A 12,703-nucleotide genomic window follows, 5' to 3' on the forward strand; every position below is an offset into this window, starting at 1 on the left:
GCAGTTGATCGGCCGCGGGGCTGGATTGCGGGTCAAGCCCGCAATGACAAGATGCTCAGTGCGGCGCGGGCTCGGGCAGCACGCGCAAGCCGCGCAGCATGGTCCAGCGCAGCCCTACCAAGGCCAACAGAAGCGCGCCGGCGCCCGCGGCGGCCAGCGACCAGCGCAGGCCCAGGTGCTCGCCCAGCGTGCCCCCCAGCAGCGCGCCGGGCAGGGCCGGCAGCAGGATCAGCCAGCGCATGGTGCTGGTCATGCGCCCCAGCAAGGGCACGGGCGTGACGGCCTGGCGCAGGGCCAGGAAGTTGATGAACATCAGCACCGCCCCGAAGCCGAAGCAGGTGAGCATCCCCACGAAGGAAGCGACGCCCCACGCATTGGCGGGCGCGAAAGCCAGCTGCAGCCAGCCGGCGCCGCAGATCGCAAAACCCAGCAGCAACGTGGGCCCGACGCCCAGGCGGCGCGAGATCCGGTTGCCGAAGGCGCTGCCGGCCACCGTGCCCAGCCCGACGCCGATGTAGCACAGGCCGACCTGGCGCTCGTTCAAGCCGAGCTCGCGCGTCGCGAAGAGGATCTGCACCACCATCGCGGCATGGTGGCAAAGCTGCCAGGCGCCCACCAGCAGCGCCATCACGACCAGCAGGTGGGTGTGCCGCACGAAGCGCAGGCCGGCCTTCAGCGCCCCGCCAAAGGGCGCAGGCGCACCTTCCAGGGGCGGCTCCACCACCGGCAGCTTGCGCAGGATGGTGACGCTGGCCAGCAGCATGAAGGCATCGGCCAGCAAGGCCGCCGGCGCGCCCACCAGGCGGATCAGCGCACCCGCCAGGCCGGGGCCGGCGACGTCGGCCGCGGAACTCGCCAGCGCGTTGCGGGCGTGCGCCTCCACCAGGCGGCTGCGCGGCACGATCTGCGTGAGCACGATCTGCGCGGCCGTGCCGGCGCAGACGACCACGCAGCCGATCACGAAGGCCACGAAGTACATGTAGGGCAGGCCCAGCCAGCCCAGCATCCAGGCGAGCGGCACCGTGGCCAGCGTGCCGGCCACGAGCAGTTCGCCGCTGATGTACACCGGCAGCTTGCGCACGCGATCGAGCCAGACGCCGGCCGGCAGCGAGAACAGCGCGAAGGGCAGCAGCTCCATCGCCGTGAGGTAGCCCATCTGCGAAGGCGTGGCGTGCAGCAGCACCGCCGCCGTCAGCGGGATCGCCAGCATGGTCACCTGCGCCCCGAAGGAGCTGATCAGGATCGACAGCCAGAGGCGCCGGTAGACCGCGTCGCGCAGGAGGTCGGTGCTGGGCAGCGCGAGGCGCGCGGCGCGCTCGGCGAGCCAGGAGCGGGCCTGCGCGTCGCTGTCCATCAATACAGCCAGCAGGCCGCTTCGTCGCCGGCGGCCACGGTCTTCAGGGGCGGGACCTCCACCGCGCAGCGGTCGAAGGCATGCGGGCAGCGCGTGCGGAACACGCAGCCGCTCGGCGGCGCGATGGGCGAGGGGATGTCGCCCTTGAGCAGCTGGACCTGCTTGTGGCGCTCCAGGCGCGGATCGGGCACCGGCACCGCGGCCTGCAGTGCCTGCGTGTAAGGATGCTTGGGGTCGGCGTAGAGCGCGGCCTTTTCGCCCAGCTCCATCGTCCGCCCCAGGTACATCACCAGCACGCGCTGGCTGACGTGCTTGACCACCGCCAGGTCGTGCGCGATGAAGAGCAGCGCCAGGCCCATCTCGCGCTGCAGGTCCTGCAGCAGGTTGACGATCTGGGCCTGGATCGACACGTCGAGCGCCGACAGGGGTTCGTCGCACACCAGCACGCGCGGGCGCAGGATCAGCGCGCGGGCGATGCCGATGCGCTGGCACTGGCCGCCGGAAAACTCGTGCGGATAGCGATACAGGTGCGTGTCGTTCAGGCCCACGCGGTGCAGCATCGCCTTGACGCGCGCCAGCACCTCGGCGGCCGGCAGCTCCGGCTCGTGGGTGCGCAGCGGCTCGCCGACGATCTGCGCGATGTTCATGCGCGGGTTCAGCGAAGCCAGCGGGTCCTGGAACACCACCTGCACCTGCTTGCGCACTTTCTGCCAGGCGTCGTGGTCCGCGCCCACCATTTCGGTGCCGAACCACTTCACGCTGCCGCTGGTGGCCGGCACCAGGTTCAGCACCGCGCGTGCCAGGGTCGACTTGCCGCAGCCGGACTCGCCGACCAGCCCGAGCGTCTCGCCCGGGAACAGGTCGAAGCCCACGCCGTTGACGGCGCGCAGGGCCGAGGGCTTGCTCCAGGGCAGGGCGCTGGTCGCCTTGACCTTGAAGTCCACGTGCAGGTCACGCACGGACAGCAAAGGCACGGCGCTCATGCGGCCTCCTTCACCTGCGGGCGGAACGCAATGACATCGGCCGGATCGCGGTGGCAGGCGCGCAGCACGGCGCCGGACGGCACCAGCGGCGGCATCTGCGATGCGCACTGCGGCAGCACCCATTCGCAGCGTTCGGTGAACGGGCAGCCCTTGGGCAGGTGCAGCATGTTGGGCGGCTGGCCGGGAATGGCCACCAACGGCGCGCCGCCCTGGTCCAGGCGCGGCACCGCTTCCAGCAGCCCGCGCGTGTAAGGATGCGTCGGGTGGTAGAAGATGTTGTCGGCGCTGCCTTCTTCCATGATGCGGCCGCCGTACATCACCATCACCTGGTCGCACAGGCCGGCGACCACGCCGAGGTCGTGCGTGATGAGGATGATCGCGGTGCCGTATTCGCGCTGCAGGTCGCGCATCAGCTGCATGGTCTGGGCCTGCACCGTCACGTCGAGCGCGGTGGTCGGCTCGTCGGCGATCAGCAGGTCGGGCTGGCACAGCAGCGCCATCGCGATCATGATCCGCTGGCGCATGCCGCCGGAGAACTCGTGCGGGTACATCGTGATGCGGCGCGCCGCGTCGGGGATGCTCACGGACTCGAGCGTCTGGATCGCCAGCGTGCGGGCGCTGCGGCGCGTCAGGCCCTTGTGCAGCTCCAGCACCTCGGTCATCTGGCGTTCCACCGTCAGGTAGGGGTTCAGCGCCGTCATCGGGTCCTGGAAGATCATCGCGATGCGGTTGCCGCGGATCTTGTTCAGCTTCTGCGGCGTGAGCGCGAGGAGGTCCTCGCCCTGGTACCAGGCGTGGCCGCCCGCGCGGCCGTTGCCCGAGAGCAGGCCCATGAGCGCCAGCATGGTCTGGCTCTTGCCGGAACCGCTTTCGCCGACGATGCCGAAGGTCTGGCCCTTCTCCAGGGTGAAGCTGATGCCGTTGACGGCGTTGACTTCGCCCTCGGGCACCTGGAAGCGGACGCTCAGGTCGTCCACCCGCAGCAGGGGGGTGTTGGGAGCGGCTGCCATCAGCGTTCCTTGGGGTCGAAGGCGTCGCGCAGACCGTCGCCGATGAAGTTGAAGCAGTAGAGCGTGATCGACAGCATGGCGCCGGGGAACAGCAGCATCCAGGGCACCTCTTCCATCACGTTCGTCCCGTCGTGGATCAGCACGCCCCAGCTGGTCATGGGCTCCTGGATGCCCAGGCCCAGGAAGGACAGCACCGACTCGGTCAGGATCACGCCGGGCACGGTGACGGTGGTGTAGATCACCACCACGCCCAGCAGGTTGGGCACCACGTGGCCGAAGATGATGCGCGGCGTGCTGACGCCGATGGCGCGCGCCGCCTGGACGAACTCCATGGAGCGCAGCGAGAGCGTCTGGCCGCGCACGACACGCGCCATGTCCATCCAGGAGAAGGCCGTGATCGCGATCACCACCAGGTAGAACTCGCGGCCCAGCACCGTCACCAGCAGGATGGCGATCAGCAGGTAGGGGATGGCGTACATCATGTCGACGAAGCGCATCATGAAAGCGTCCGTGCGCCCGCCGATGAAGCCGGCCGTCGCGCCCCAGGCAATGCCCACGGCCACCGAGGCGAGGGTGGCGAGCAAGCCCACCATCAGCGAGATGCGGCCGCCGACCAGGCAGCGCACCAGCAGGTCGCGGCCCGATTCGTCGGTGCCCCACCAGTGCATGTTGTGCAGCGTGGGCGGCAGTTTCATGGCGTCCCAGTCGGTGCTGTCGAAGGCGTTCGGCAGGATCGTCGGCCCGACGGCGCAGAGCAGCGTGATCAGCAGCAGCACCGCCAGGCTGGCGACCGCGGCCTTGTTGTGCAGGAAGCGGCGGCGCGCGTCGGCCCAGGGGCTGCGCCGGCCCGGCCCGACCGGCAGCGCGGCAAGTTCTTCGACGAGGGCGTCGCGGCGGAAGGAAAAGAGCATGTTCAGTAGCGGATCTTCGGGTCGAGCGCGGCGTACGCGAGGTCCACCAGCAAGTTGAGCGTGACCGCGATCACCGTGATCAGCACGACGAGGCCCAGCACCAGCGTGTAGTCGCGGTTGCCGGCGCCGTTGACGATCAGCTTGCCGATGCCGGGCAGCGAGAACACCGTCTCGGTCACCAGGGCGGCGGTGATGGAGGAGATCGCCAGCGGGCTCAGCACCGACACCACCGGCAGCAGCGCGGGCTTGAGCGCGTGGCGCAGCACCACGGTGCGCGTGGGCAGGCCCTTGGCGCGGGCGGTGCGGATGAAGTTGCTCTTCATCACCTCGATCAGGCTGCCGCGCATCACGCGGCCGATGGTGGCCACGTTGATCAGCGTCAGCAGGGCGATCGGCATGGCCATGTAGCGCCAGTCGAAGTTCTCCCAGCCGCCGGCGGGCAGCCAGCGCAGCCAGAGCGCGAACACCAGCACCATCACCGGGCCGATCACGAAGGACGGGATCACGCTGCCGATGTTGGCCAGCAGCATGACGATGAAGTCGGCAAAGCTGTTCTGGCGCAGCGCCGCGACGATGCCCAGCGTGATGCCCACCAGCAGCGACACCAGCATGGCAATGCCGCCGATCGCCAGCGACACCGGCAGCGCCTTGGCTACCAGCTCGTTGACCGACCAGTCGGCGTAGCGGAACGACGCGCCCAGGTCACCGTGCAGCAGGTTGTTCAGGTACAGCAGGTACTGCTTCCACAGGGGCAGGTCGAGGTGGTACTTGGCCTGCAGGTTGGCGAGCACGGCCGCCGAGACCTGCTTTTCCGAATCGAAGGGGCCGCCCGGGGCCGCGTGCAGCAGCAGGTAGCTGGCGGTGATGACCGCCAGCAGGGTGGGAATGGTCGCCAGCAGGCGACGCAGGACATAGGACCACATGGGTGGGGGCCTCTTTCGCAAAACAGCCCCGCGGGGTCGCCGCGGGGCTGCCGATGACTCTGTCCGGTGGGACGGTCAGTGCTTGATGATGTACAGGTCCTTGCTGCGGAAACGGTCTTGCGCGTTTTCCAGCGAGTACCCGCCGACGTACGATTTTACCAGCCGCGGCAGGCTGTACTGCACCAGCGGGATGATCGGGTAGTCTTCCATGATCATCTTGGTGGCCTGGGTCAGGAGCTGCTTGCGCTTGGCGGCGTCGGTCTGCGACGTGCCCTCGATGATCAGCTTCTCGGCCTGGCGGTTGCAGTTGAAGTTGTTGTTCTGGTCCGAGTCGCAGCGCACCAGGGCCAGGAAGTTGGTGGCATCGTTGTAGTCGGCGATGAAGCCGTTGCGGGCGATCTCGAAGGCGCCGTCATGGCGCTTCTTCAGCAGCACCTTGAACTCCATCGCCTCCAGTTCGATGTTGATGCCCAGCTTGGACTTCCACTCGGACTGGGCGAAGATGGCCATCTTCTTGTGGTACTCGCTCGTGTTGTACGAGAAGGTGTACTTGGTGCCGGGCTTGACGCCGGCGGCTTCCAGCAGCTTCTTCGCCTCGGCGACCTTCTGCGCCATCGGCCACCTGGCCCAGTCGTAGTCGCTGTTGTCGGCGCCTTCCATGCCCTTGACGATCAGGCCATAGGCGGGGCTCTGGCCGTCGGCCGTGACCTTCTGCGACAGGATGTCGCGGTCGATCACCATCGACAGCGCCTTGCGCACGCGGATGTCCTTGAAGGCGGGGCTCTGGGTCTGGAAGGAGTAGTAGCGCAGGCCCAGCATCGGGGCGTTGCGCACGTCCTTGGGGAACTGCTTCTTCGCCGATTCGTAGGTGCCGGGCGGCAGCTGGTAGACCCATTCGTTCTGGCCGCTTTCGAACAGCTTGACGTCGGCGTTGCCGTCTTCCACCGGCAGGTAGGTCACGCGCGTGAGCTGCACGTTGGCCGCGTCCCAGTACTGCGGATTCTTCTCGATCACCACCTTGGAGTTGACCTGCCACTCCTTGAGCACGTAGGCGCCGTTGCTCACCAGGTTGCCGGGCTTGGTCCAGTCCTTGCCGAACTTCTCGACGCTCGCCTGGTGCAGCGCGCCCAGGTTGTTGTTGGACATCAGGCCGGGCAGGAAGGTCACGGGCTGCGAGGTCTTCACTTCCAGCGTGAGCTTGTCGAGCGCCTTCACGCCGACTTCGGAGGTCGGCTTCTTGCCGGCGGCGGCTTCGGCGCCATTGAGCAGGAACACGCCGTAGGTGGAGGCGTAGTTGGAGGCCGTCTTCGGGTCCAGGAAGCGGCGGATGCCGTAGACGAAGTCCTGCGCCGTCACCTGCTCGCCGTTGGACCACTTGGCGTTGGGACGCAGCTTGAAGACCCAGGTGGTGGGGTTGATCTGCTTCCAGCTCTCGGCCACGCCCGGGACGATCTTGCCGTCGGCGTCGTTGGCAGTCAGGCCCTCGAACAGGTCGCGCGTGATGTTGTTCGCGCCCACCGATTCGGCGATGGCCGGATCGAGCGACTCCGGCTCGGAGCCGTTGTTGCGGATCAGGGTCTGGGTGGCATGCAGCTGCGTGCCGGCGGGGACGACGGCGGCAGCCGCGGGGTAGGCGAGGGCGACCAGGGCCGCCAGCAAGCCCATGCGGGCGATGGTGTTCAGTTTCATCGTTTTCCTCTCTCTTCCTCTGGAATCAATGGGGCAGGCGCGCGGTGTCGATGTCCACGTAGGACCAGAATTCGCGGGCGAAGGGATGGCGCTTGTAGCCGACCAGCCAGGGCTGCATCAGGTCGGTGCCGATGCGGTGCACGCGCAGCTTGATCGGCATGTAGGCCACCAGGATGCGCACCGCGTCGCGGATCACCGCGTCGCGCTCGGGGCCGTCCGGCATGATGGCCTGCTTCTCGTACAGCGCGTCGAACTTCGCATTCTTGAAGCGCGAGTGGTTCTGCTGGCCGGCCGACGGGCCGTAGGCGAGTTCCAGCACGGAGCCGCTGTTCGGCGAGCCGGCGGACAGGCCGTAGCCCCACATCATCAGCTTGCCGGAGCGCGAGGCCCGCAGCTGCTCGGGCCACTTGCCGATGCGGTAGCTGATCTTCACGCCGATCGCGTCGAAGTTCTTCTTCATCAGCTCGTCGCGCTCGCGGTAGTCCTCGGTGCCCAGCGTGTCGTACTCCAGCACCAGCGGCTTGCCGTCGGGCAGGTCGCGCCAGCCGTCGCCGTCGCGGTCGACGTAGCCGTACATGTCCAGCAGGGCGATGGCGCGGGCGCGGTCGAAGGTGCCCATCTCGGAGCGGAACTTCGGGTCGAAGCTCATGGTGTTGGGCATCACGAAGCTGTTGGCCACCATCGCCTGGTTGCGGCGCGCCAGCCGCACTTCCTCGTCGCTGTTGACCGCCAGGGCGAGGGCGCGGCGCAACGCCACCTTCTCGGGCGTGTAGCCGCCGACCACCGGGTGGTTCATGTTGAAGTAGAACATCGTGATGTCCGACAGCGGCGTCTGCGCGACCTGGATGCCCCGCTTGGCGAGGTTGGGCGCGAGCTTGTTGTTCGGCACCGCCTGCAGGGCGAAGTTCTCCTGCAGCCGCTCCATGAAGTCCTGCTCGTTGTTCAGGAAGGAGAGCCAGCGCGGCTGCTGCTGGTCGATGATGGTCACCACCACCTTGTCGACCATCGGCAGCTTGCGGCCCTTCATCTGCGCGTAGATCTTCTGCGCCTCGGCGTCGTCGGCGGGCGGCTCCGCCTCATAGAGCTTCTCGCGGTAGCTCGGGTTGCGCACCAGCGTGATCTTGGAGGAGCGCTTCCATTCCTGCAGGATGAAGGGGCCGGTGCCGACCGGGTGCTCCATGATGTGTTCGCCGTACTTCTCGACGACTTCGCGCGCCACCAGGCCCAGCACGCCGGGGTCGGCCAGGGTGAGCACGAAGCGCGGACGGGTTTCCTTCAGCTTGACCTGCACCGTGTAGCGGTCCAGCGCCTTCAGGCCTTCGACCTCGGTGTCGTAGTCGAACTTGCCCGTGGCCTCCGCCTTCTTGCGCAGTTCCTCCAGGCCCAGGATGCCTTCCTCGGCCAGGCTGGAATAGCGCGGGCTCTTGTTCTTGGGATCGTAGTAGCGCTTGTAGCTGTAGACGAAATCGGCCGCCGTGGCTTCGCGCTTCTTGCCGTTGAAGGCAGGGTCGTCGGTGAAGTAGATGCCCTTCTTCAGCCGGAAGGTGAAGGTGCGGAAATCCGACGACACCTCCGGCATCGCCTCCGCCAGGTTGGGCTTCACCTTGGCCGGGCGCGCCAGGTAGTCGTACTCGTAGGGCGCATCCAGCAGGTTCGCCAGCAGGATGGCGGAATAGAGGTCGCTGATCTGCGCCGGATCGAACCCGGTCTCGGCGACGGGGAACGAATAGCGGAAGATCTTCTCGGACTGCGGGGCGGGGGAGGAAGGCTGGGCGTCTGACGGGGTTGTGACAGCTGCCAACGCCAGGCACAGGCTCGTGACCCACGCCCAGGTTTTGGGATTCATGCTTGGAAACACCAATACTGGAACGGTAAACCCGCAAGCATAATCCGCGCCTTGCGTGCCGCCATGAGCGGTTTTCCCTAGAAGCGTGCCAAAAGCGCGTTCACAGGCACTTTCCGGACCCCTATGTTGTCGTATCTCTTGCGGCGGATCCTGCAGATGATCCCCACGCTGGCGGGCGTGATCCTGCTGGTGTTCTTCCTCTTCCATTACTTCGGGGACGATCCGGCCGAGATCCTCGGCGGCCTCCAGGCCACGCCGGAGCAGATCGCCTCCATCCGCAAGCAGCTCGGGCTGGACCTGCCGGTCTGGACGCAGCTTTGGATGTTCGTCTCTAAAGTGCTGACCTTCGACTGGGGCAGCAGCTGGGCGACCAAGGAGACCATCTCCAACATCTTCGCCACCCGCCTGCCGGCCACACTGACCATCATGATCCCGATCCTGGTGCTCGAGGTGGGGCTGGCCATCGTCTGCGGGCTCGCCGTCGCCTACGTGCGCGGCAGCCTGACCGACCGCGCCGTGATGATGATCACCACCGTGGCGCTCTCCATCAGCTTCCTGGTCTACGTGATCGTCGGCCAGTACCTGTTCGCCTTCCGCCTCGGCTGGTTCCCGGTGCAGGGCTGGAGCAACAGCGTGTGGACCAACCTGGCGGTCTACGCGCCGCTGCCGGTGCTGCTGGCGGTGCTGGTCAGCCTGGCGCCGCAGACGCGCCTGTACCGCAGCTTCTTCCTCGACGAGATCGGCCACGACTACGTGCGCACCGCGCGCGCCAAGGGCGTGAGCGAGAACGCGATCCTGTTCAAGCACGTGCTGCGCAACGCCATGATCCCGATCCTGACCAACGTGGCGACGCAGCTGCCCGGTGTCTTCATCGGCTCCTTCCTGATCGAGGTGTTCTTCTCCATCCCGGGCCTGGGCCGCGAGGTCTACGGCGCGGTCAGCCGCGGTGACTACCCGGTGATCCAGGCCGTCACCATCTACCTGGCGGCGCTGACCATGGTGATCAACCTCCTGACCGACGTGATGTACAAGTGGGTCGACCCCCGGGTGGTGCTGAAATGAGCGCGGTCCTTTCCGAAGTCGAAGTGGCCGCGCCCGCGCTGCCCGAAGCGCTGCCGCATTCGCCCAGCGTCTGGACCCAGGCCTGGCGGCGCCTGCGCGCCGACCGCGTCGGCATGGCGTCGCTGTGGGTCGTGCTGGCCTTCCTGGTGATGGTGCTGCTCGCGCAGGTCGGCCTGCTGGGCGCCAACTGGAACCGCGAGATGGCCGTGCCGTTCGCGCCGCCGTCCTTCGTGGGCGCCGACCCGCAGCAGGTGGCCGCGGTCAACGCGCCGCGGCCGCCCAACGTCGACATCAGCGACATCGACCCGCTGGCCCCGCGCTACGCCGAATGGAACGAGCGGGCCGGCAAGGTCAAGACGGACAGCAGCGTGAAGGCGACGACGCTCGCCTTCGGCGCCGACCGCATCGGCCGCGACGTGCTCGCCAAGGCCATCAAGGGCGCGCAGATCTCCATCCTGGTGGGCATCTTCGCGGCCTTCGTCGCCACCTTGATCGGCACGGTGCTGGGGGCCTTTGCCGGCTACTTCGGCGGCCGCTTCGACGACTTCCTCGAGTGGGTCTACAACGTCTTCACCTCGGTGCCCTACATCCTGCTGATCTTCGCGCTGGCCGCGTTGTTCAAGTCGGGGCCATTGGCCAAGCACTTCTCCAGCGGCATCGTGCCGGTGGTGCTGATCCTCGGCGTGGTCGGCTGGACCGGCATCTACCGCCTCGTGCGCGCCGAGTACATGAAGCACCGCTCGCGCGAATACGTGCGGGCGGCCGAGGCGATCGGCGCCGGCCACCGCGCGCGCATGTTCGGCCACATCCTGCCGAACGTCAGCCACGTGGTGCTGGTGCAATTGAGCCTGCACGTCGTTTCCTTCATCAAGGCCGAGGTCATCCTCTCCTTCCTGGGGCTGGGCGTGCCGATCGACATGGTCAGCTGGGGCACCATGCTGGCCGAGGCGCAGTCCGAGCTGGTGCTCGGCAAGTGGTGGCAGCTCGTCGCCGCGACGGCCTTCATGGCCACCTTCGTCACCGCCTTCGCGCTGCTCACCGATGCGCTGCGCGACGCGATGGACCCGAAACTGCGCTGAGCCGAATCCCATGACTCCTTTGATCGAAGTTCGCGACCTGCGGGTCGCCTTCCGCGTCGGCAAGAACGAGCGCACCGAAGCCGTGCGCGGCGTCAGCTTCGCGGTTCCCGCCAACAGCACCGTGGCCCTGGTCGGCGAGTCCGGCAGCGGCAAGAGCGTGAGCGCCATGAGCATCGTGCGCCTCCTGCCGGCCAATGCCGAAGTCGCGCCGCAAAGCCAGATCGTGTACGAAGGCCGCGACCTGCTGCACGTGCCCGAGGAAGAGATGCGGCGCCTGCGCGGCAAGGACATCTCGGTGGTGTTCCAGGAGCCCATGAGCTCGCTCAACCCGGTGTTCACCGTGGGCGAGCAGATCGCCGAGACCCTGCGCATCCACATGGGCATGAGCGCGCGCCAGGCGCGCGAACGCGCCCTGGAACTGCTCAACGAAGTGGGCATCCCCGAGCCGCGCGCCCGCCTGAACGCTTATCCGCACGAGCTCTCGGGTGGCCAGCAGCAGCGCGTGATGATCGCCATGGCGATCGCCTGCGAGCCCAAGCTGCTGATCGCCGACGAGCCGACCACCGCGCTCGACGTCACCGTGCAGCGCCAGATCGTCGACCTGCTGGCCCGCCTGCAGGAGCGCAAGAAGATGAGCGTGCTGTTCATCAGCCACGACCTGGGCCTGGTGGGCGAGTTCGCCGACCAGGTGGTGGTGATGCGCCACGGCGAGGTGCGTGAGCGCGGCACCACCGAGCAGGTGTTCCGCGCGCCGCAGGACGCCTACACCAAGGCCTTGATGGCCTGCCGCCCGCGCCTGGATGCCAGGCCGCGCCGCCTGCCGGTGATCGACGACATGGTGAACGGCCGCGTGCCGCAGGGGGGCGACCGCGTCGCGGCGCCCGCCGGCAGCGCGCCGCTGATCGCGGTGGCGGGCCTGCAGAAGGCCTATTCGCTCAAGGAAGGCCTGTTCAAGCGCAAGACGGTGCATGCGGTGAAGCAGGCCGACTTCGCGCTCTACAAGGGCCGCACGCTGGGCGTGGTGGGCGAGTCGGGCTCCGGCAAGACCACCATCGGCATGCTGCTCACGCGCCTGACCGATCCCACCGCCGGCAGCATCCACTTCGAGGGCACGGACCTCGCCAAGCTGGATGCCAAGGCGATGCGCGACTGGCGCCGGAAGATCCAGATCATCTTCCAGAACCCGTACGCCAGCCTGAACCCGCGCTTCACGGTCGGCCAGATCCTGATGGAGCCGATGCGCATCCATGGCATCGGCAAGGACGACGACGAGCGCGCCCGGCTGGCCCTGGGCTGGCTGCAGAAGGTAGGCCTGCCGGCCACGGCCTTCGGCAAGTACCCGCACGAGTTCTCCGGGGGCCAGCGCCAGCGCATCGCCATCGCCCGCTGCCTGACGCTGCGGCCCGAGGTGATCATCTGCGACGAGAGCGTCAGCGCGCTGGACGTGAGCGTCCAGGCCACGGTGCTCAACCTGCTGCTGGACCTGCAGGACGAATTCGGCCTGACCTACCTGTTCATCTCGCACGACCTGGCGGTGGTGAAGTACATGGCCGACGACATCCTGGTCATGAACCAGGGCGAGATCGTGGAGCAGGGCAGCGCCCAGGCCATCTACGAAAAGCCGCAGCATCCGTACACGCTGCAGCTGCTGGCAGCCATCCCGCACGGCCTGGAAAGCCGCCGGGCGCCCGTCGCCGCGTAGAAAACCGTGGTTTTCGCGCACCAGGGGCGGCCGGCCAACCCCGCTTTCCAGCGCTTCGTCGCGCCGGAATGCAGCCTGTCGCATCCCGGCTGCGCTGGCGGCGGGCGCTGCCTACATTCCTCTCCACGGGCCGCGGTGGCCCGC

At 67.6% G+C, this 12,703-nt stretch carries 10 protein-coding genes; 3 read left to right on the top strand and 7 right to left on the bottom strand.

Annotation, left to right across the window (positions count from 1 at the left end; all coding sequences use genetic code 11):
* Nucleotides 1-55: 55 nt before the first annotated feature.
* The 7 genes from LZ009_RS12025 to LZ009_RS12055 all read right to left on the bottom strand — a co-directional run bounded on the left by LZ009_RS12025 (nt 56) and on the right by LZ009_RS12055 (nt 8,716).
* The gene (locus LZ009_RS12025) at nt 56-1,354 is read right to left on the bottom strand and encodes an MFS transporter (RefSeq protein ID WP_275698166.1); all 1,299 of its coding nucleotides are present in this window, start codon (nt 1,352-1,354) and stop codon (nt 56-58) included.
* Nucleotides 1,354-2,337 carry an oligopeptide/dipeptide ABC transporter ATP-binding protein gene (locus tag LZ009_RS12030; protein ID WP_275698167.1) on the bottom strand — a complete coding sequence of 328 codons (984 nt, stop codon included), beginning with the start codon at nt 2,335-2,337 and terminating at the stop codon, nt 1,354-1,356. The genes LZ009_RS12025 and LZ009_RS12030 overlap by 1 nt, the downstream gene beginning before the upstream one ends.
* The gene (locus tag LZ009_RS12035; protein ID WP_275698168.1) at nt 2,334-3,347 is read right to left on the bottom strand and encodes an ABC transporter ATP-binding protein; all 1,014 of its coding nucleotides are present in this window, start codon (nt 3,345-3,347) and stop codon (nt 2,334-2,336) included. The genes LZ009_RS12030 and LZ009_RS12035 overlap by 4 nt, the downstream gene beginning before the upstream one ends.
* A complete protein-coding gene (locus LZ009_RS12040; protein ID WP_275698169.1) occupies nt 3,347-4,258 on the bottom strand; it encodes an ABC transporter permease in 912 nt (303 codons plus the stop codon). Before LZ009_RS12040 ends, LZ009_RS12035 begins: the two co-directional genes overlap by 1 nt.
* A gap of 2 nt (nt 4,259-4,260) precedes the next feature.
* On the bottom strand, nt 4,261-5,181 hold the full coding sequence (oppB, locus tag LZ009_RS12045; RefSeq protein ID WP_275698170.1) for an oligopeptide ABC transporter permease OppB: 921 nt from the start codon (nt 5,179-5,181) through the stop codon (nt 4,261-4,263).
* 75 nt (nt 5,182-5,256) lie between these two features.
* Nucleotides 5,257-6,870, bottom strand: coding sequence for a peptide ABC transporter substrate-binding protein (locus LZ009_RS12050; RefSeq protein WP_275698171.1), 1,614 nt, complete (start codon nt 6,868-6,870; stop codon nt 5,257-5,259).
* A gap of 25 nt (nt 6,871-6,895) precedes the next feature.
* On the bottom strand, nt 6,896-8,716 hold the full coding sequence (locus LZ009_RS12055; protein ID WP_275698172.1) for an ABC transporter substrate-binding protein: 1,821 nt from the start codon (nt 8,714-8,716) through the stop codon (nt 6,896-6,898).
* Nucleotides 8,717-8,839: 123 nt separating this feature from the next.
* Here LZ009_RS12055 and LZ009_RS12060 point away from each other — a divergent pair, with 123 nt between their 5' ends.
* From LZ009_RS12060 to LZ009_RS12070, 3 genes are read left to right on the top strand one after another with little or no spacing between them, the layout of a single operon-like run.
* Entirely contained in the window at nt 8,840-9,778 is a 939-nt protein-coding gene (locus LZ009_RS12060; protein ID WP_275698173.1) for an ABC transporter permease, read from the top strand.
* Entirely contained in the window at nt 9,775-10,857 is a 1,083-nt protein-coding gene (locus tag LZ009_RS12065; RefSeq protein WP_275698174.1) for an ABC transporter permease, read from the top strand. The genes LZ009_RS12060 and LZ009_RS12065 overlap by 4 nt, the downstream gene beginning before the upstream one ends.
* A 10-nt stretch (nt 10,858-10,867) precedes the next feature.
* A complete protein-coding gene (locus LZ009_RS12070; RefSeq protein WP_275698175.1) occupies nt 10,868-12,559 on the top strand; it encodes an ABC transporter ATP-binding protein in 1,692 nt (563 codons plus the stop codon).
* Nucleotides 12,560-12,703 lie beyond the last annotated feature (144 nt).

This window comes from Ramlibacter paludis (assembly GCF_022012305.1).
GTDB classification, from domain to species: Bacteria; Pseudomonadota; Gammaproteobacteria; order Burkholderiales; family Burkholderiaceae_C; genus Ramlibacter; species Ramlibacter paludis.

Excerpts from the sequence above, each read along its gene's own strand:
- LZ009_RS12025 (WP_275698166.1), bottom strand. The coding sequence starts at position 1,354 with ATGGACAGCGACGCGCAGGCCCGCTCCTGGCTCGCCGAGCGCGCCGCG.
- LZ009_RS12030 (WP_275698167.1), bottom strand. The coding sequence starts at position 2,337 with ATGAGCGCCGTGCCTTTGCTGTCCGTGCGTGACCTGCACGTGGACTTC.
- LZ009_RS12035 (WP_275698168.1), bottom strand. The coding sequence starts at position 3,347 with ATGGCAGCCGCTCCCAACACCCCCCTGCTGCGGGTGGACGACCTGAGC.
- LZ009_RS12040 (WP_275698169.1), bottom strand. The coding sequence starts at position 4,258 with ATGCTCTTTTCCTTCCGCCGCGACGCCCTCGTCGAAGAACTTGCCGCG.
- oppB (WP_275698170.1), bottom strand. The coding sequence starts at position 5,181 with ATGTGGTCCTATGTCCTGCGTCGCCTGCTGGCGACCATTCCCACCCTG.
- LZ009_RS12050 (WP_275698171.1), bottom strand. The coding sequence starts at position 6,870 with ATGAAACTGAACACCATCGCCCGCATGGGCTTGCTGGCGGCCCTGGTC.
- LZ009_RS12055 (WP_275698172.1), bottom strand. The coding sequence starts at position 8,716 with ATGAATCCCAAAACCTGGGCGTGGGTCACGAGCCTGTGCCTGGCGTTG.
- LZ009_RS12060 (WP_275698173.1), top strand. The coding sequence starts at position 8,840 with ATGTTGTCGTATCTCTTGCGGCGGATCCTGCAGATGATCCCCACGCTG.
- LZ009_RS12065 (WP_275698174.1), top strand. The coding sequence starts at position 9,775 with ATGAGCGCGGTCCTTTCCGAAGTCGAAGTGGCCGCGCCCGCGCTGCCC.
- LZ009_RS12070 (WP_275698175.1), top strand. The coding sequence starts at position 10,868 with ATGACTCCTTTGATCGAAGTTCGCGACCTGCGGGTCGCCTTCCGCGTC.